The 19,827-nt window shown below is 40.3% G+C and carries 18 protein-coding genes; 2 read left to right on the plus strand and 16 right to left on the minus strand.

Features of this window, described 5'->3' with window-relative positions; genetic code table 11:
• Positions 1–36: 36 nt before the first annotated feature.
• Positions 37–732: an anthrax toxin lethal factor-related metalloendopeptidase gene (locus JOC77_RS09460; protein ID WP_204542324.1), complete on the minus strand. Its 696-nt coding sequence runs from the start codon at positions 730–732 to the stop codon at positions 37–39.
• A gap of 184 nt (positions 733–916) precedes the next feature.
• On the opposite strand from JOC77_RS09460, the gene JOC77_RS09465 reads away from it, so the two are divergent.
• Positions 917–1,165: a hypothetical protein gene (locus tag JOC77_RS09465; RefSeq protein ID WP_204542326.1), complete on the plus strand. Its 249-nt coding sequence runs from the start codon at positions 917–919 to the stop codon at positions 1,163–1,165.
• Between the two features lie 82 nt (positions 1,166–1,247).
• Here the strand turns inward: JOC77_RS09465 and JOC77_RS09470 are convergent, their stop codons facing one another.
• The 11 genes from JOC77_RS09470 to JOC77_RS09520 all read right to left on the minus strand — a co-directional run bounded on the left by JOC77_RS09470 (position 1,248) and on the right by JOC77_RS09520 (position 14,251).
• Entirely contained in the window at positions 1,248–1,841 is a 594-nt protein-coding gene (locus JOC77_RS09470; RefSeq protein WP_204542328.1) for a YpjP family protein, read from the minus strand.
• A gap of 331 nt (positions 1,842–2,172) precedes the next feature.
• Positions 2,173–2,952: a class I SAM-dependent methyltransferase gene (locus JOC77_RS09475; RefSeq protein ID WP_204542330.1), complete on the minus strand. Its 780-nt coding sequence runs from the start codon at positions 2,950–2,952 to the stop codon at positions 2,173–2,175.
• A 343-nt stretch (positions 2,953–3,295) separates the two neighbouring features.
• Entirely contained in the window at positions 3,296–3,733 is a 438-nt protein-coding gene (locus JOC77_RS09480) for a BrxA/BrxB family bacilliredoxin (protein WP_204542332.1), read from the minus strand.
• A 72-nt stretch (positions 3,734–3,805) separates the two neighbouring features.
• The gene (gene ilvD / locus JOC77_RS09485; protein WP_204542334.1) at positions 3,806–5,527 is read right to left on the minus strand and encodes a dihydroxy-acid dehydratase; all 1,722 of its coding nucleotides are present in this window, start codon (positions 5,525–5,527) and stop codon (positions 3,806–3,808) included.
• Between the two features lie 1,211 nt (positions 5,528–6,738).
• Positions 6,739–7,863 carry a conserved virulence factor C family protein gene (locus JOC77_RS09490; protein ID WP_204542336.1) on the minus strand — a complete coding sequence of 375 codons (1,125 nt, stop codon included), beginning with the start codon at positions 7,861–7,863 and terminating at the stop codon, positions 6,739–6,741.
• A gap of 17 nt (positions 7,864–7,880) precedes the next feature.
• A complete protein-coding gene (locus JOC77_RS09495) occupies positions 7,881–9,770 on the minus strand; it encodes an ABC-F family ATP-binding cassette domain-containing protein (protein ID WP_204542338.1) in 1,890 nt (629 codons plus the stop codon).
• Between the two features lies 1 nt (position 9,771).
• Positions 9,772–10,413, minus strand: coding sequence for an HD domain-containing protein (locus tag JOC77_RS09500; RefSeq protein WP_204542339.1), 642 nt, complete (start codon positions 10,411–10,413; stop codon positions 9,772–9,774).
• Between the two features lie 113 nt (positions 10,414–10,526).
• A complete protein-coding gene (locus JOC77_RS09505) occupies positions 10,527–11,372 on the minus strand; it encodes a DegV family protein (protein ID WP_204542340.1) in 846 nt (281 codons plus the stop codon).
• Positions 11,373–11,410: 38 nt separating this feature from the next.
• Positions 11,411–11,890 (minus strand): glutathione peroxidase, encoded by a 480-nt coding sequence (locus tag JOC77_RS09510; RefSeq protein WP_275585064.1) that lies wholly within the window; start codon positions 11,888–11,890, stop codon positions 11,411–11,413.
• A gap of 23 nt (positions 11,891–11,913) precedes the next feature.
• Positions 11,914–12,465: a hypothetical protein gene (locus JOC77_RS09515; protein WP_204542347.1), complete on the minus strand. Its 552-nt coding sequence runs from the start codon at positions 12,463–12,465 to the stop codon at positions 11,914–11,916.
• A gap of 94 nt (positions 12,466–12,559) precedes the next feature.
• Positions 12,560–14,251 (minus strand): formate--tetrahydrofolate ligase, encoded by a 1,692-nt coding sequence (locus JOC77_RS09520; protein WP_204542349.1) that lies wholly within the window; start codon positions 14,249–14,251, stop codon positions 12,560–12,562.
• 142 nt (positions 14,252–14,393) lie between these two features.
• Between JOC77_RS09520 and metA the strand changes: the two genes are divergently transcribed.
• Positions 14,394–15,302: a homoserine O-acetyltransferase MetA gene (metA, locus tag JOC77_RS09525; protein WP_204542351.1), complete on the plus strand. Its 909-nt coding sequence runs from the start codon at positions 14,394–14,396 to the stop codon at positions 15,300–15,302.
• A gap of 305 nt (positions 15,303–15,607) precedes the next feature.
• On the opposite strand, the gene JOC77_RS09530 is transcribed toward metA, so the two are convergent.
• The 4 genes from JOC77_RS09530 to JOC77_RS09545 form a co-directional block, all read right to left on the minus strand.
• Positions 15,608–16,294 (minus strand): class I SAM-dependent methyltransferase, encoded by a 687-nt coding sequence (locus tag JOC77_RS09530; protein WP_204542353.1) that lies wholly within the window; start codon positions 16,292–16,294, stop codon positions 15,608–15,610.
• Between the two features lie 72 nt (positions 16,295–16,366).
• Entirely contained in the window at positions 16,367–16,795 is a 429-nt protein-coding gene (mntR, locus tag JOC77_RS09535; protein ID WP_204542356.1) for a transcriptional regulator MntR, read from the minus strand.
• An 89-nt stretch (positions 16,796–16,884) separates the two neighbouring features.
• Positions 16,885–17,601, minus strand: coding sequence for a DUF421 domain-containing protein (locus JOC77_RS09540; RefSeq protein WP_204542359.1), 717 nt, complete (start codon positions 17,599–17,601; stop codon positions 16,885–16,887).
• Between the two features lie 62 nt (positions 17,602–17,663).
• Entirely contained in the window at positions 17,664–19,817 is a 2,154-nt protein-coding gene (locus JOC77_RS09545; RefSeq protein WP_204542362.1) for a type IA DNA topoisomerase, read from the minus strand.
• Positions 19,818–19,827: the final 10 nt, after the last annotated feature.

Here is a 19,827-nt window from a genome sequence, read left to right on the forward strand (position 1 = left end):
ATTTTACCATACTATTATTGTAATTTTTTAATGTATTCATAGGTTAGAGGCGCTCTTTGTTTTAGATGCACCTTTGAAATTTCGTTTATAAAACATGGCAAATGCTTCAGCAAAATATTCTTCCGGGTACGTGTTTAGGTAACGGCTGTCGGGAAACAATAGATTTCTCTCCTTTTCCCAGATCGCTTTAAAGGAAGCTTCGTTTCTAAGCTTTTCATAAACAACTGCATCCACTGAATGCCCAAGCTCATGCAGCTCTAAATTCACAGATCCATGGTTATTTCCGCGTTCACTGAAGCCAATTTTAATTAACACATTTCTAGAACCGCCAAGGCCGGGAACATCATCCCATGTTGTTTCTGCATTACCATAACCCCTGGGGAGTTTGCCTTTTAAATCGGCTGCTGTACGATTATCTGTTAGTTTTCCATTGAAAAGCTTTATCTTAATCTTATGTTCTACTATTTTTTCAAGTAACCTTGGAGGAATATGATCGACCCGCATTATGATAGCTGCAGCTTCCTTCCTATCAAACTCCCCCTTAGGGAATAAGAAAATTCCCTTTAAATAGGAAGCAGAATTCAATGGTGTTTCAAATTGAAGTTCATGATTCTGCGAAAGCTCAGCCCAGGTTTTCCCATCCTCTGTGACAGCAGCTCTTGTATAAAGGGCTGTACCGGCTAAAATAAAAAATATCAAAAATATTGCAGAAAAAGTCTGGATTTTCCTCATGATTTCCCCACCTCAGGAAAAGGCTGTCGAACACCTTGATGAGACTAATTATAGCATAGCAAGAAGACAGAGATTACCCCGGCACTCGCTGCAATTTGTGGAAAGGAACCCAATTTACTAATCGTTGTGTCACCTTCACCTTGTGTTTCATATAATTGAATACTCGACAAATAAAGGTGATCATATGAGAATATATAACAAACAAGAAGTGCTGCAGCGCCATCCGGATTTAATTAGAGAGGTATTCGGTGTATGGGAATCCAATATCTTCGTTTATCTTGATTTAATGATGTTCTCTGTGCTTTTTAGTCTTATGCTGCTTGCCACTGGCCGGCCTTTATATGTAACAGTAGGTGTGCCTGCTATTTTTTTTGCCGCTTTTACGGTTGTTTACAAACTATTGCTGTGTTCCAAAGACAGTCCACAAACGTGAAAGAACTTTTTACAAACTGCCATCCAAAATCTTCTTTAGAAAGAAAAAAGGATACATGCTGCTGTGAGCATGTATCCTTTTTTCAATGTAAAGAGGCTCTCCAATTCGGAGGAGTATTTTTGTCCCAATAGATTTTACCGAGATCATGGTGGGACATAAATTGGTCGGCAGCAGTATGGTAATGAAAATTAAACCAGAAACCCTCAAGCGGAGGCTGCTCTCTGCGGACGTGGAACTTTATCACAGGCTTACCCGTAATGTTATTGGTAATGTTAAAGATCCTTTCGCCGCTGCCGCCTGCTGGGTTTTCAGTCACCTCAAGCTGGCTTAGTTCTTCATCCGTAAGAGTCATGGAAAGCTGGCCAATAGCTTCTTCCATTTTTGGGAGGATCATCTCTTTGAACTCTTTTTCAATCTTTGGCCTAATTTTATCTCCAAATTTTTTGTAGCTCACCATCTCTGCCTGTCCGTTAAAAGATTGCAGAATTTGTTCCCTAGAGTATTTAGGAGCTTCAATTTCTGCTTTTCTATTACTGTGAGCGAATGAGTCATTATCCTGTCTTTTATTTGCATTGGCTTCATCAAGCCAATGAAATTCCGCTGGTGTAATGGTACCGAACGTAAGCAGTGAAATAAGGATGACGAGACTCTTTTTTATCCACTTTTTAAACTGCATACAGAATCTCCTTCCTTTGATTAATATATAAAGGTTTGTTTAGATGTAAGAATAAAATGAATGCCTGGTTGATAGATACTTGTATTATAAACCAAGAAAGAGAAAAAAGGTTTTAAAAATTAGAAAATTGGTAAAAAAGAAGAAAAGGCTATAAGCACATTTCAAATAATATACATATTTGCATGCCTAAGTCAGGAGGATACTCATGGAGTTTGCAATTGGGGCATTAAGCATTTTAATGCTGCTATATTTCTGTTTTCTATCAGTTACTGATTAAGTGGTTTGAAAGTGGTTTTCCCTGTCATTTAAGTGACAGGGATTTTTTCATGCCTTACTCTTTTAATTCGATCACTCCAAAATGGAATTTGGATGACTTTCTTTTAAAAACCTTAAAACCAAATTCATTAAAGCGATGACTTTTAAAATGATCCTTCAGTATCACTCTTTTAGAGCAGACTCTCTTAGCTTCGTGAATCGCTTCATTTGTTAAAGTCTCGTGTAAGGCAAGGCCCGCAAGAGCCCGAATGCCATTTGATTCCTTAATCGTTTCCTCAAACATGGGATCAAAATATATAACATCCACACTTTTGCTATCCATCGATTTAAGAATTTCTACATGATTGCCGCTCTGTATATTAATCCGCCTCATTGCCTTATTAAAATCGGTATTCGCACTATCCCATTGCAGCAAACCTCTTTTCACAATAAAAGCAAGATTTGGGTTCGCTTCTATTCCCGAAACACTCCCTGTTTCGCCTGCAATAAAGCTTGCAACAATAGAATCAGAAGCAAGGCCAAGTGTGCAGTCCAGGAAACTCATTCCTGCCTTTAAATCTGCTGCTTCTATGAGAGGATCGTTTTCACCCTTTTTTATCCGTTTTAATCTAAGCATAGCTGCATTAGGATGGAAGAAAAATGGAGAATCTTGAGTCATTTCATACAGTTCAATTCTATTCTTCCCCACTACCAGGCAGTCTTCTTGATATTCCTGCTGCATCGCGGCAATGGATCTTTTCCTTCTCGGAACAAATGGAACCTTTAAATCTGCAGCAATTTGAATGGCTGTTTCCATCCATTCTTTATCGGTTCTGCCTCCAGTCGTAACTAGCATATTTTATCTCCTTAAGATTCTTTTTTCCTTATTAAACTGAGGACCCCCTCCCCTCATTAAAGGAAGGAAACTTTGTAATAAGAAAAGGCTGTTTTCGCAAACTTTGTTGCAATCGGACAGGAGGGGTTGATTTCCTCTCCAGATTGCTCGCTTTCCGCGGGGCGGGCGGGGAGCCTCCTCGGCTTTGCCTGCGGGGTCTCACCTGTCCCGCTGCTCCCGCAGGAGTCTCGCACCTTACGCTCAATTCAACCTTATTTAACAATGATATGACTTTGTAAAACTTATTAAATAACAACAATCTTTAAAAAAAGAGCCTAAGAAAAAAAGAATGCAGCGCATTCTTTTACTTACAATGTTTTTCAAATGCTTGTAGCAGATTAGCCGTTATTTCTTCAACTGAATGATCCTCAATATCATGACGCGGAATAAAGTGTACCACTTCTTTTCCTTTTATTAACGCCATTGAAGGGGAAGATGGCTCGATTCCAGTGAAATACTCACGCATGGCAGCCGTTGCCTCTTTGTCCTGGCCAGCAAAAACGGCAGCCAGCTTTTCAGGTTTCTTCTCAGCTTGAGCGACTGCCTGTACGGCAGAGGGTCTTGCAAGACCTGCAGCACAGCCACAGACTGAGTTCACTACAACAAGCGCAGTCCCTTCATTCTGGTTCATAAAGTCTTTCACTTGTTCTGGAGTAACCAATTCTTTAAATCCCTGGCTGCTTAACTCTTCACGCATTGGTTTTACCAGCTGCTTCATATATTCTTCATATGCCATAGACATAAAAAAATCCCTCCCGGAATGTTAATATCCTTAGGATACTATATTCAGGGCAGGGATATCAATGAATCGAATTTATGACTTCACAGTTATTTGAGGCTCATAAACCTTTTGGTCTTCAAAGTAATCCGTAACCGCACCTACTGAGGAACAGGAAACCAATCGCGCATACTTGGCCAGAGCACCTCTTGACGTTAGGGGAGGCGCAGTCCATTTTGATCGTCTATCAGCAAACTCCTCTTCTGAAAGATTAACTGTCAGTTCTTGTGTTTCGCTGTCGATCGTGATAACATCCCCTGTTTTAATAAATGCGATCGGCCCTCCAGCTTGCGCCTCTGGGGCAATATGCCCGATAACAAATCCATGAGAACCACCCGAGAAACGTCCATCTGTTAATAATGCAACAGATTCTCCAAGTCCTTTCCCGACTAAAATACCTGAAATGGACAGCATCTCCGGCATTCCCGGTCCGCCTTTTGGACCTTCATAACGAATGACCACGATATCACCGGCCTGGATATCCCCGTTTAGAATCGCTTCAGCTGCACTCGGTTCATCATCAAAAACCTTTGCCGGACCAGTCATGTTTGTAACCTTCAGTCCAGATACCTTTGCAACTGCGCCCGCTGGAGCCAGGTTCCCTTTCAGCACGACCAGATGCCCTGTTTCTCGAAGAGGAGCATTAATTGGGTGGATGACTTTCTGCCCTTCCTTCAGTTCAGGTGCCTCTTCAAGGTTTTCCGCGAGGGTCTTCCCGGTTACCGTTAAACAATCACCATGCAAAAGCCCTGCTCTTAACAATTCCTTCATTACTGCTGAAACTCCGCCAGCATCATGAAGATCCTGCATAACATATCTGCCGCTCGGTTTTAAGTCGGCAATATGCGGGACCTTCTTCTGAAGTCTGTTAAAATCGTCCAGGGATAAATCAACCTCAGCTGAATGGGCGATGGCCATCAAATGAAGAATGGCGTTAGTAGACCCGCCCAGTGCCATAACAACCGTAATTGCATTCTCAAAAGCTTTTTTTGTGAGGATATCCCTTGGATAAATATCTTTTTCCAGCAATTGATAAACAGCTTGTCCAGCCTGGAAGCAATCTTCATGCTTTTCAGGTGTTTCAGCTGGGTTGGAAGAGCTGCCCGGCAGACTCATTCCGAGGGCTTCAATAGCACTTGCCATAGTATTCGCGGTATACATTCCGCCGCAGGAACCGGACCCCGGGCAGGCATGGCATTCAATCTTATGCAAGCCTTCTTTATCCAGCGATCCGCTGTTGAATTGCCCTACCCCTTCAAAAGCAGATACAATATCAATGTCTTCTCCTTTTAATTTCCCAGGCTTTATCGTACCACCATAAACAAAAACGGCCGGCAGATTTATTCTTGCGATGGCCATCATACAGCCCGGCATATTCTTATCACATCCCCCGATTGCAACAAACCCATCAAGGCTCTCCCCGCCAACGACGGTTTCAATCGAATCAGCAATTAAGTCACGGCTCGGCAATGAATATCTCATTCCATCAGTGCCCATTGAAATACCATCAGATACCGTAATGGTATTAAAGATCATAGGTGCTCCGCCAGCTTCTCTTGCTCCCTGCTTGGCTTTCCTAGCTAATTCATCAATATGTATATTACATGGAGTAACCTCACTCCAGGTGCTGGCTATCCCGATCATCGGTTTTTTAAAATCTTCATCGGAAAAACCAACAGCCCTAAGCATCGCCCTATTCGGCATCTTGGTTTCACTTTCACTAAAAACTTTGCTTCGGATTCTTAAATCTTTTGGCATGGTTGTCTCCCCTTAATGTTTTTCTTACCACTATAGTATTAGATTGAGTAAATTTCAACAATTTTCACATAATTTAGATTATTTTTATGTTATCTCTTTATATTGATAAGATTTGGGATTGAAAGATTAATTCTTGAAATTGGCTCTCAACCTTCTGGAATTCGGCCATAGTCGAAGTAAGTTCAATTTAAAATTACCCGCAATCTGGTTTTACTTAGGTATTTGAGGTTACGAAATCTTTCTTTGCTGTAGGAAGCGGATTTTGTCCGCTGGCTTTTAATCCAAGAATGGTTACCAGCTACTCACTCTGTGAAAGCTATTTCTTATCCAAAACTGCTGTTAGTTTCCTCAAGAATAGCTACTACCAAAAAAGCGAAAGGATATTGATATTTCCATCGTTTCTTTAATGTATTTTTAGAGGTTTACAACATTTTAAGATTTGAAAATTTAAAAGCGGCGATTTAAAGAGTGTAGAATGTGATTTAAGTGGGATTTTTCAAATTTAAGAGTGAAAGTTGAAATTTAAGAGGGGATTTAAAATTTAAGTTCTGTTAAACGTGACTGTTGATTTCCACTGCAGGCACTCGTTTTCGTGGGGCGGTCCGGGAGCCTCCTCGGCGCTTTGCGCCTGTGGGGTCTCCCTTGACCCGCTTATCCCGCAGGAGTCTCGCACCTTTCGCTACAATCAACATAGTGCAAAAAACCAACAGTGTACTTTAACATAGCTCAAATTTAAGGGGGAAATTGCCTATTTGGTAAAGAAAAAATCACATCAATAACTGGCAGCTTGCCTACCTGCGCAGCTACAGTCCTGGCTTATGCAAGAATAGCTGGCTTGAGTGAAATCAGTAAGTTAAAAGAGGCGGGCAAGCACTCATATTTCAGCTAAAACATGATAATTATTTAGCAGCTGCAGCCGCCTCTTTTATTTAGTGCTCCTATGTTTCTTTGTTATCCTTCTCAAGTACCAGCAGTGTTTCCGGAATAGCCTGCAAAAATAATTAAGGCGAGTCACCTGCAACAAAAAGGCCTCTTAAGGTGTGCTGCACACTTGTAAAATGAAGAGTTTAAGGCGTATTTATCAAATTGTCTTTACTTTAAATTGTTCCTGCTCCGTCCAGCAGTTTTTTCTTCCTATCTAAAAAAAAGGAGAGATAAAGCGAGTCATCACCTTATCTCTCCTTCTCTTTTCACCATATAAGTGGTGCGTGCTATTTTCCACGCGCCTCGGTCATTTGTTTCCAAACCGATCCTTTGGCTTCTTCTCCGTTTTCGATGCGGTCTATTGCCATTCTTACTTGCAGAGCCACTTCAAATTCAGGATCATCTTCAGCGGCTTTAAGGGCTGGCAGGACACTTTGGTCTCCGGTTTCATAGAGGAACATAGCTGCTCTCCATCTGACAAGTTTGTTTTTATCTTTAAGAGCTTCAGCCATTTCATCCATAGCCTCTGGGAAGCCCAGATCTGATAAACAGTCTCCTGCTGTTCTTCTCACTGTCACGGTTTTATCTTTAAGTGCAAGATATAAGGCAGGCAGCACCTGCTTATTTTCAATCATCCCTAAATAAACAACTGCAAGCCTGCGGACAGATACTTTTTCATCCTGCAGGGCCTTTTCAAGCAGCGGTATATCATTTTCAGACGGGTCATCCATCGCTTCGAGCGCACGGTATCTGTGTTCCCAATCTGGGTGGTTAAGGTCTTCAAGCGTTAGTTTCTTTTTGTCACGCTTATTCTGGATATCTGTTTTCTTTTCGGGGTGTATAGCGATTTCTGCTAAATCATTTAATCTTGCCTCTGTGTAGGAAGAAACCAGTTCATCGACTACTTCTTTTCCGATTTCATCGAGTTCTCCGTATCTGGAGCCGAAATCCTTCCATTTACGGAGAAGGACTACATTGTCATTTTCCGTTTGGGCCGCAGCCAGGGCTCTGCCAAATTGTTCAGGTAGGCCGAATCGTTTTTCCGTTAACGCATCCTTTAATTTAACCTGCATGGGAATATCTTTAAACATCTGGACTTGAACCGCGACTTCCCCAAAGCCTTGTGTGACTTCCTGATTTTCCGCCCTGTTTTCACTTTCGCCAAATACTGACCGGACGTTTTGCAAGATGTCTCTCCAGTCATATTTTGCGTTTCGTTCCAGAGCCAGAAAATCAGCTACATGGTAGACACCTTTTACACCATCCACTTTTAGAATCTGCTGTATGATTTCAGGTGCATCCGCTGCATTATTTTCTTTATAATTATTGCTTTTCCCAAATGGCAGTTCTTCATCAAGGATAATCTTCATGGTGTTAGGGCTTGGAGTGGGTTCAATGGATTTAATTTTCAACGCTTATACCTCCTTTTTTATTCGTTTCCTTCCAGCTTGTCAGACAGCTCGGTCCATCTTTCAATTAATTCTTCCAGTTCCTGATTTAAAGCTTGTTCCTCTTTCATTAAGTCATTGGCTTTTTCAAAATTACTTCCAGTGCCGGCCATGGCCGCCTGAACCTCGGTGATCCGGTTTTCAAGGTCATTCATTCGACCTTCAATCCCGTCCCACTCTTTCTGTTCGCTGTAAGTCAATTTCTTCTTCTTTGGTTTTGGCTTTGATTCTTGGACTGGAGAAGAAATAGGAGCATTTGCCTTTGCCTTTTGTCCAGCTTCTTCTTCCAAGTATTCGCTGTATGAGCCGTAGTATTTATCAATTCTGCCTTCACCTTGAAAAACAAATAATTGTTCAGTACATTTATCCAGGAAGTAACGGTCATGGGATACGGTTATCACAACTCCAGAAAAGTTATCGATAAAATCCTCAAGTACTGTCAGGGTCTGGGTATCCAGGTCATTGGTAGGTTCATCCATAAGGAGGAGATTTGGAGATGACATTAAAATTTTCAGCAGGTATAATCTGCGCTTTTCTCCTCCAGATAGTTTTCTGATGGGTGTTCCATGAGTATTCATCGGGAACAAGAATCTTTCCAGCATTTGTGCTGCCGATATAGATGATCCGTCTTTTAAAGAGATCACTTCAGCCGTTTCACGAAGATACGCGATCATCCTCATATTCCCGTCCATATCTTCGTTCTCCTGTTTATAATAGCCAATCTTTACGGTTTGACCCTTATCTATAGAACCTGAATCTGGGGTGATTTGACCCTCTATAATATTTAGGAGCGTTGATTTTCCTGTACCGTTTTTACCTACGATTCCAATTCGGTCTCCAGGTTTAAACAGAAAGGAAAAATCCTTTAAAACGGTTTGTTTTCCATACTCTTTAGTAACATCAGTTAGCTCTATAACTTTTTTTCCAAGACGGGTACCGGTCAAGTCCATTGTTAAGGAACTTTGCTGCGAATTTTTATTGACTGTTCCCTCTAACTCTTCAAACCGTTGGATTCGAGCCTTTTGTTTAGTTGATCTTGCCTTGGCGCCTCTTCTAATCCAGGCAAGCTCTTTTCGATAGAGATTTTGTTTTTTCGATGCCTGTGAGCTTTCATTTTCTTCTCGAATCGCTTTTCCTTCGAGAAAGCTTGAATAATTCCCAAGGTATTCGTACAAATTTCCGCCTGATAGCTCCCAGATTTTAGTTGAAACACGATCTAGAAAATAGCGGTCATGTGTAACGAACAATACAGCTCCCTGATACTTTGCTAGGTAATCTTCAAGCCAGCGGATGCTTTGATAATCAAGATGGTTGGTCGGCTCATCTAAAATAAGCAGGTCTGGATTCTCTATAAGAGTGCGTGCCAGTGCTGCCCGCTTTTTTTGACCTCCTGAAAGCTCTCCTAATTTTTTGTTGAAATCAGTCAAACCGAGTTTAGATAAAATCGCCTTTGAATTTGCACTAACATCCCAGGCATCCATTGCATCCATTTTCTGCTGCAGCATCATGACCTTTTCCTGGACTGCCCTATCATCAGAGGATGTTTGAAGCCGTTCCAGAGCTTTTTCGTATTCACGGATCAGTTCAAATACTTCCGACGGACTACTGTACATGTAATCAAGCAGCCCCGTGTTTTCATCAAAGGATGGATCCTGCTCCAACAAAGAGATTTTATAATCATTTGGATGATCTTTGGCTCCGCTGTCTCCTTCTTCGGTACCGCCAATAATATGCAGCAGTGTAGATTTACCTGTGCCATTTACTCCAATTACCCCAATTTTATCTCCTTGAGTAATTGAAAAATCTATATTTGAAAAAAGGAGTTTTTCTCCCTGGTGTTTCGTTAAATCTGTATAAGAATAAACCTTCATGCTATACATTCCATTCTTTATAAAATTGCTTAAGAAAAGCTTCCATAAATTCCTGCCGTTCTTCTGCAAGCTGTTTGGCAGCTGTTGTATGAAGCAGATCTTTTAGTTTTAGAAGTTTTTCATAAAAGTGATGCAGTGTGGACGATTTACCGTTGCGATATTCTTCTAGAGTCATATCGGTTCTGATCGCTAGATCGGGTTTATAAAGAGGCTGGCCTTTTTTTCCGCCATATGCAAAAGTCCTGGCAATCCCAATCGCTCCAATAGCATCCAGCCTGTCCGCATCCTGTACGATTTTGGCCTCAATCGATAAGGTCCTTGCATTATTTCCTCCCTTATAGGGAATAGCTCGGATTATATCCTCAATTTGGCGGGCCAATGTGTCAGGTACATCTCTCCCGTTGAACCAGCGATTCAGCTTTGCATACCCGGCTTCTTCACTTTCGTTTAGCTTTTCATCGGGAATATCATGCAGAAGGGCGGCCAGCTCTATTAAAAAAGGATCTCCCGATTTTTCCTTTTCCGCAATTTGAATGGCAAGGCTCCGCACTCTGCGAATATGATGCCAGTCATGGCCGGAAGCATCATGCTGTAATTGTTCTTTTACAAAAGCTTCACACTCATGTATTAGTTGATTCATCATTGCATGACTCCTTTTATCTGTGCTCTTAGTTTAACATGAAACCCCTACAAGCTTAAAACAATACTTACTCGGCTGCCTAAGCAATAAAAAAAACTAGCTTTCACTAGTTTTTTTCAGTACATATGATTAAACCAGCTGATTCCAATTGTCTTTTCACCAGCATGAACCCCTATTGTTGTTCCAAGAGGGTAGGAACTAACAGAGAGCTCTGGGTACATGCGGCTAACTTCTTCCCTAAAAGAATCAGACTCTTCTTTATGTAATCCATATAAAATATATATCTCTTTAATAAGATGCTTCTCCATGTCGGCCTGAAGATAGGAAAGGATTTTTTGTTTTGCTCTTTTTTCACTGCGGACTTTTTCCTTCACTATAAGCCTGCCATTTTCTATGGATATAATCGGCTTTATGTTAAGCATATTCCCAATATAATATTGAGAACCGCTCATCCGTCCGCTTCTATGCAGCTGTTCAAGACTGCCGATTAAAACATAGGTATGATTCGATTCTTTGATGGAATCAATTCTATCTATAATATCGTTGATATCCATTCCTTCACCAGCCATTTTCATTGCTGTCTTTATTAGTGCTGCCATAGGATAAGTAAGTATTAAGGAATCAATTACATGTATTCTGGCTTCAACCATCTGGCTTGCCTGAAGACTTGCGGAATAGGTCCCGCTAAGTGCACTGGAAACATGAAAGCAAATGATACAATCATATCTTTCTTTTAGATCGTTATACAAATTTACGAAAGTTCCTATAGAAGGCTGAGATGTCGTCGGGACTGCCCCTTTTGTTTTCATAAGGGCAAAAAGTTCTGAAGGTGCAAGATCAATCCCATCGCGGTATTCCTTTCCAGACAAAAGCACATGAAGCGGAATAACATAAAGATCCTCATTACGCAGTAAATCTTCATCAAGACTTACTGTACTGTCGGTAACCCAAGCTATTTTCATAGAACTGCTCCTTTCCCTATCTCTCTATTGCCTAGGTTCTATAGTAAACTCTTAATATCCTCTTCTATTTCAGCCGGTTTTGTCTGCGGTGCAAATCTTTTTACCACTTGCCCTTCTTTATTTACCAAAAATTTCGTGAAATTCCATTTTATTGCCTTGGAACCAAGGACACCCGGTGCCTGTTCAGCAAGGTAGGTAAACAAAGGATGTGCGTCTTCGCCTTTTACATCTACCTTTGAAAACATAGGAAAGGTGACGCCGTAGGTAAGTTTGCAAAAAGACTGGATTTCGAGTTCGTCACCTGGCTCCTGGCTCATGAATTGATTGCATGGAAAGCCCAGGACGGTAAATCCCTGGTCTTTATATGTCTGGTAGAGATGTTCCAGTTCAGAGTACTGAGGGGTGAAGCCGCACTTACTGGCTGTATTTACGATGAGCAGAACCTGGTTGTTATAAGAATCCATTGAAATGCTTTCACCAGTAATACTTTTAGCCTCAAAACGATAGATGTTATTCAAGCGTATCACTCCTTTTAATAATTTCAGGTATTAGAGCTATAAAATTCCTTGAGCTGCTTTATTGAAGAAATAGAATGGTCCACCAGTCCTCTGAAATCAGGAATCTGATCTTCAGTTACCAGTCGTCCAAACAATACTCGTGCTTCTATCTCCCTTTTAAACTGATATGGGCTGTTATAAATAAGCTGTTCCCTTATTTCGATTTCTCGGTTTTCTCCCCATATGTTGGACAGGGTGTGGAATAAGCTACTGATATATGGTTCAGCTTCCTTTTTTACGGATAAATGGTAGGAAGTTTCTACCTGGCATCCAGCCAATGCCTCATTTTGAGATTTGAGCAGCTCTGCACTTAAATTCTCCAGGGAAGCAGTAAGCGTGATCAGACACTTAATCGTAGAATTTTGTCCCGGTGAATTCTCTCTTATTTTCATTTCCATTTGAAAAGATCGAGATAACCTCGATAAATCTATAGATTCGCATCGGTTCGTCACTAGAATAGTCCCGTCGAAATCCCGGTCATAGATTAATCCTTCTAGTACAACTTTCATGTTTTCAAATGCAGTTGGGTCAAACATCCTATCACCTATTTTACATTAGGGTCAGCTTCTTGTTTGGTTTTTTTTAAACAGCTGCCGGAATTTTATTTCTTAAAGGGGACTCACTAATCCCTTAGAATAAGCCTATCGCCTTTCCGTCTTCTGTTACATCCATATTCAGTGCTGCAGGAAGTTTGGGCAGCCCCGGCATGGTCATGATTTCTCCGGTTAAGGCAACAATAAATCCGGCACCTATAGAAGGCTTCATATCCCTTATAGTAATTGTGAAACCGGACGGACGGCCTGAAGCTTCTGGATTATCACTGAGTGAGTATTGCGTTTTAGCCATACAAACCGGCAGGTGGTCCCAGCCTTGTTCTATAAACTTTACTAATTTTTTCCGGGCTTGAGGTGTAAAATCAACTGCTTCTGCACCATATACTTTTTTTGCAATGATTGTTATCTTGTCTTCGAGACCGTGAGTTAATTCATATAAAGGAGCATACTTATTTTCCTTTTCGTCGATGAGCAGCTTAATGGATTCGGCCAGGTCTGTTCCGCCTGAACCGCCTTTTTCCCAGACCTCTGTGAGTGCAAAGGGTATGTCTTCTTCTTCCATTAACTCCTTAAAGATTTCCAGCTCTAATTGAGTATCTGTAACAAAACGATTTAAAGCCACAACATATGGGAGACCAAATGATGAAATCGTATCTCTGTGTTTCTTAAGATTTTCGATTCCTTTCTTTAACGCGCCAATATTTTCATTGCTAAGCTCGTTTTTATTGACTCCGCCATGCATCTTAAGTGCCCTTATTGTCGCAACGATTACTACAGCATCAGGTTTTAATCCTGCAATTCTCGATTTTATATTCAAGAATTTTTCTGCGCCTAGATCTGCTCCAAAGCCCGCTTCTGTTACCACATAATCTGCCAGCTTAAGTGCAGTCCGTGTAGCAATCGCACTATTGCAGCCATGTGCAATGTTTGCAAACGGACCTCCATGTATTAAGGCAGGCGTATGTGCGATCGTCTGGACAATATTAGGCTTTATTGCATCTTTCAACAGCAGGGCAAGAGCGCCTTCCACACCTAAATCCTGAACTGTTACCGGCTGGTCATTATAGGTCCAGGCAACAACCATCCTCGCCAGTCTCTCTTTCATATCTTGAAGGTCTTCTGCCAGGCAGACAACTGCCATAATTTCAGAAGCGACAGAAATATCAAAGCCGTCTTCACGGGGAATTCCCTGCATAGGTCCTCCAAGTCCCACTACCACATTTCTGAGTGCACGGTCATTAATGTCCATTACCCTTTTCCATACAATCTTTCTCGGATCGATTCCAAGAGTATTGCCTTGATGCAGGTGGTTATCAATTAGAGCTGCTAAAGTATTATTTGCGGCTGTTATGGCATGAATATCTCCATTAAAATGCAGGTTGATTTCAGTCATTGGCAGAACCTGTGAATATCCGCCGCCGGCTGCACCTCCTTTAATGCCCATTACTGGCCCTAAGGAAGGCTCCCTCATCGCAATCATTGCTTTTTCTCCTAGAGAAGTAAAAGCATCGGCAAGACCTACTGTAACAGTGGTTTTCCCTTCACCAGCTTTCGTTGGGTTAATAGCTGTTACTAAAATTAATTTTCCGTCTGGCTTTTTTTGAAGCCTTTCAAGAATATTAAGCGACAATTTGGCTTTATACTTGCCATAGAGTTCTATCTCATCATCTAAGATATCCAGTTCATCTGCAATTTCCATTATTGGTTTTATGTATGATTCATTAGCGATGTCGATATCGCTTTTCATCTTTTTTGTTTGTATATCCATAAAAAGTCCTCCTTGAAATAAACTTTTACTTAATATATGGCCATTGTTTATTCTAAATTTTTTCTTCTTAATTTGAAAATATATTGCAGTAAATACAAAATTATTTTTATAATGTAAATATTCATTTTTTAGGAGGGTGTAAATGCCAATTAAAATCCCCCGCCAAATGCCGGCGGCTGAAATACTCGAAAATGAAAATATATTTGTCATGGATCTTGAAAGGGCAAACCAGCAGGATATCCGTCCTCTAAATATACTGATTTTAAATTTAATGCCTGAAAAAGAAAAAACGGAGGCTCAGCTCCTGCGCTTACTGGGAAATACCCCGCTTCAGGTCAATGTGTCATTCCTGACCATGGCAACCCATGAAGCCAAGAATACAAGCAAATTTCATTTGGAACAGTTTTATACAACGTTCCGCGATATTCAGGACAAAAGATTTGACGGATTAATTATCACAGGGGCGCCTGTGGAAAATCTCCCATTTGAAGCTGTAGATTATTGGGAGGAATTAAAACAGATTATGGAATGGTCCCATACAAATGTTACATCCTGTCTGCATATCTGCTGGGGAGCTCAGGCCGGGCTATTCTTTCACTACGGAATTGGCAAGCTGTCATTGTCTCAAAAATGCTTCGGGGTATTTTCTCATACATTATTACATAAAACTGAAAAATTGGTCCGGGGTTTCGATGACCTATTTTTTGCTCCTCATTCCAGGCATACAGATATTGAGTCAGAAAAAATGAAGAATCACCCTGATCTGATGGTATTGTCCCAATCAGAGGAAGCGGGAATTTTCCTGGCAGCATCGAAAGACGGGAGAAAAATATTCGTAACTGGACATCCAGAATACGATGCGGACACACTTGCAATAGAATACGCACGTGATTTGAAGAAAGGAGTACCTATTCAGGTTCCTCATAACTATTTTCCGCAAGGCAACCCGGCTAATAAGCCGGTACAAAGCTGGAGAAGCCATGCAAATTTATTATTTTCTAACTGGCTCAATTATTATGTTTACCAGGAAACTCCTTATAAATGGGATTAAGATGACTGAGTATTTAAAGTCCCTCAATGCTTTGAGGGACTTTAAATTGTACATTCTTTAAAGTGGAAATAACATCATCCTGCACACTGAGGCGATTAAGTCTATCACCAAAGAGAATTTTCATCGTAATCTATACATTCTCTATGGAGATAGTTTTCCCTTTGCCGTCCTTTTCATAATAAATTTGTTTTTAGCTAGGTGTCGTTTTGGCGCTCTCCATAGAACTTCATGAAAGTAAACGAATACTGTCTCTAGTGATTTGTTTTATAATCATCAGGTACTTTTATTCCAAAGCAAAAATGTCGTTACTTTTTTTCAAGCAGAAAAATCCACATAAATGAAAGCGCTTGCTTAAGTTCGGTTGATAAAAATCCCATTTTATCTAACTTTGCTCCCTTTTTCTCTACACCTATCTCTTCTCTCTTTATCCACCCGTTTTCGCATGCGAGCTTTTCAAATTCCCATGGAAGCATACTATTCATAATAATTGCTTCTCCATAGAGCCTTCTATAGCTGTGCGCCTGCCTTGGTGCAGCTGTAGGGCCCAGGATTCCTATAATCGCATATCCTCCAGGCTTTAAGATTCTGCTAGATTCATTAAGGACTTCCAGAGGGGATTGTGTCCATTCAAAGGAGTTAATCGCCATTACACCATCAAATTCAGCGTCTTCAAAAGGAAGTCTGCCAATATCCGCCTGAACAAAGTGAAGATTCCTCAAGCTTTCAGCCCTTTGGTTTGCTTTATCAATCATTTCTTTTGAAATATCTACTCCAGTTACATGAAATCCTTCCTGGCTTAATTTCCAGGAGCCATATCCTTCTCCGCAGCCTAGATCACATACCTTTCCAGGTTCGTGTATATGCTGCTTAATAAAGGGAATAATTTCCTTTCTGCTCCCCTTTTCCCACATGCTTTCTGCATTTCTGCTCCAGCTGTCAGAGAAGGAATCCCAGCTGGTTTCTAATTGTTTAAGCCAATCAGCAGAATCCATGATTCAACCCCCTAGAAAATGATACTTCTTTGATTTCTATTGTAAGAGCACGAAAAAAGCTGCATAAGCAGCTTAATTGTTTAGTTCTTCATTTTTGTTTTGAATTCCTTTTAGATCAGATATAATTTTAGGATTTTCTTCAAACAGCTGGACTAAATCGCCAATTCTGTCTATAGAATCCCAGCTTAAATGATGTTCGATCCCTTCAACATCTGTATAAATATTTTCCTCTTTTACCCCTATTATTCTTAAGAGCTGTTCAAGAAGGTCATGCCTGTACACTAATCTTTTCCCGACTTTTTTCCCTTTAGGCGTTAATATGAGGCCCCGGTATTTTTCATATATTAAATATCCTTCCAGATCCAGTTTCTGAACCATTTTCGTTACAGAGGAAGGATGGACAGAAAGCATTTCTGCGATATCAGATACCCGCGCATATCCTTTTTCTTCTATCAGCTTGTAAATGATCTCTATGTAATCTTCCATGCTCGGTGTAGGCATACATTATCCTCCCAAATCAAACACATATCATTAAAAGTTTACTATACCTATTCGGGAGGCACAAGAAAAAGTGTCTGGCGTATTTCTATTTACACTTTGTCTGCCGTGGTTTGAATTACTTTCAGAGTCTTCCCTTCATCCAGAGTTGCCAGGATAACCTCTTTGATAGGCACCTTGTAATTGTTCTTCATTTGATCTTCAATCCATTCCCTGCTTACCCCGAACAGCTCCAGGGCATCTTCTTTTATAAGACCTTCTTTAATAACAATCTTAGTAAGTCTGAATGGCTCGGTTGGAATGTTCATATCTTTCTTAGATACTGGGTTATATTCAGTGTGCAGGAACGCAGTGATGGCACCGCCTGGCTCCCATAGCGCGATTCCGATGTTTTCTATAGAGTAAATATGCTGCATTCGCAGCACCGAAAGCAGGTATTCCATCGTTATTTTTGCTTTCTTTAAATTAGCTATATTGATTTTGCCATTTTTTATTAATATTAAAGTACTAGGCTCAAAAAGCTTTCGCCATGGATTAAATTTCAAAGTAAGAAGCGTGTTGATATAATACAGAACCGAAATAACAGCAGTGGTTATAAAAGGCCCTGCCATTCCTTCGGCAGAGCTTCCTAAAGGCTTTGCTATTATACTTCCAACTATTAAAGCCGTAATAAAGTCAATAAATCGAAGCTGGGATATAAATCTCTGCCCCATAAATTTTGTTGCAGCAGCCAAAAAAAGATACCCGATCACACCTCGCATTATCCACTGAAACATAGAAAGCTGATCTTGCCCAAAAAAGAATTCCATAATTTCTCCCCTCACTTTTTCTTAGCTTGGCAAGGGGAGGATATTTTTATGCTTCTAAAATTCTAATCCGAAAACTCCATCTTCCAGGTAAAGTAAGCATTGTCAGGGTTTTTCTCGTATTTTAAGATGGCGTTGAATTTCTTTCCTTTTTTGCTGGTTAGTCCTTTAACTGAAGCTTTTCCATTTTTCAATAGTGCCTTCACCATTGTTTTAGTCGGCTTTTTCTTCATTGCTGCCAAATACTTATCGTTCTTCCAAATCACAAACTTGCAGCCGCTTTTCCAATTAGAACATCCAAACCCTTTTTGTCCTTCTATAATACCATGGCCGCAGACAGGGCACTTCCCTAATACCTCTGTCTCTTTTTTAACAGAGTCAACTTTTTTCAAGACTACCGTTTCTTCTGCTTTTAACTTATTGACAGCTGTAAAGGTAAAACTCTTAATGAATTCTAAGAATTCTTCACTCGAATATTTTTGTTTTTCTATATCATAAAGCTTTTTTTCAATCTTTCCGGTAAAATCCAAATCAAATAATTCTGTGACTGGCAGTGTTTCAACCACTCTTCTGCCTAATTCTGTACAGACTAAATTTTTATTATGGTATTCTATATAACCTATATCCTTAAGCTTCTTAATCGTATCCGCCCTTGTGGCAGGCGTTCCTATGCTGTACCCGCTTAATATTGCATTAACACGTTCTTCGCTTTTATCATCCAGCTTCCTGCCGCACGTTTCCATTATTCTTAAAAGGGTTCGTTCCGTATGCTGTTTAGGAGGGGTAGTTTTATGCTGAGAAATCTTATACTCATGTATCGCAACATCCTCACTAACACTAACCTGCGGAAGTATGATTTCTTTCATTTCGGTATTCTCCAGCTTTTTCCACCCTTCTACCAGCTGGACTCTCCCTTTAGAAATAAATTCACCTTTTATTTCGTTTGAATGAATTTTAGTTGTTAATTTTGTTTCTTCAAACTCCGCAATAGGCATAAACTGCATAAGAAATCGATTCTTGATGGCTGTGTATACAAGCTGCTCATCCCCTGTGATTTTTTTCGGCACTACATAGGTAGGAATAATAGCACTATGGCTTTCGACTTTTGAATTATCAAATATTCTTTTAGATGCTGTAAATTTAATTTCTTCTTCAAATGGCAGCCCTTTTTTCATAACGTCTAATACTTTAGCTGTTCTCCCTTTAAGGCTTTCCTCTAATGCAGTGCTGGATGTCCTTGGATAGGTAATAAACTTTTTTTCATAGAGAGACTGTGCTGTGCGCAGAACCTTATCAGAGGTCCATCCTTTAAATTTACTCGTGATATAGCCTTGGAGCCCTGTAAGATTGAATAAATACGGAGGATATTCTTTCTTTTTTTCTACCTTTTTATCGGAGACAAATCCGGTTTCTGTCTTTAGGATTTTTTCTATAGCTTTAAGAGATTCATCACTTTTGAATTTATCCTCACCGTCTTCAAAATAATTCCCTTCGTATTTCTGTCCATCACGGGTTTCAAAAACTGCACCCAGCTTATAATAAATTTCTGGAACGAAACTCTCGATTTCCTTGTCCCTGTCATAAATAATTTTTAGTGTAGGCATTAATACCCGTCCCACATTCAGAGCCTGTCCTCTGCCAGACTGGTATTTTAAGGTTGCCACAGACGTTAAGTTAATGCCAATAATCCAGTCAGCCCACTGCCTGCTGATCCCGGCATCTTTCAGAGGCTTCATTTCCTTATTTAATATAATGCTATTCAGCCCTTTTAGAACTTCTTCCTGTGTCCATTCATTTAACAGAAGCCGATATACCTTCTTATGTGTGTGGATAGAATCAATAATGGTATCTCCAATAATTTGGCCTTCCCGGTCAAAATCACAGGCAGAAATGACTGCATCTACATCGTTTCTTTTAATGAGGCTGCTGATAATGTTTAATTGTTTTACCGCTCCTGGATCCTTGTAATCTTTATTCTTCGGACTGGATTTGACTTTATATTGAAAATTGCCAGGAATAAACGGGAAATTCTCCATCTTCCAGCGTGCCATTCTGCTGTCATAGTCTTTTGCATCAAAGAGCTGAAGCAAATGTCCAAAAGCCCAGGTAATAATATAATTCTGACCTTCATAATATCCGTCATTCCGGTTCTTTATTTTTAAAGCATCGGCAATATTTTTGGCGACCGATGGTTTTTCAGCTATGATTACTTTTGTCATTGAAGCACTT

The organism is Peribacillus deserti, assembly GCF_016909175.1.
GTDB classification, from domain to species: Bacteria; Bacillota; Bacilli; order Bacillales; family DSM-1321; genus Paraperibacillus; species Paraperibacillus deserti.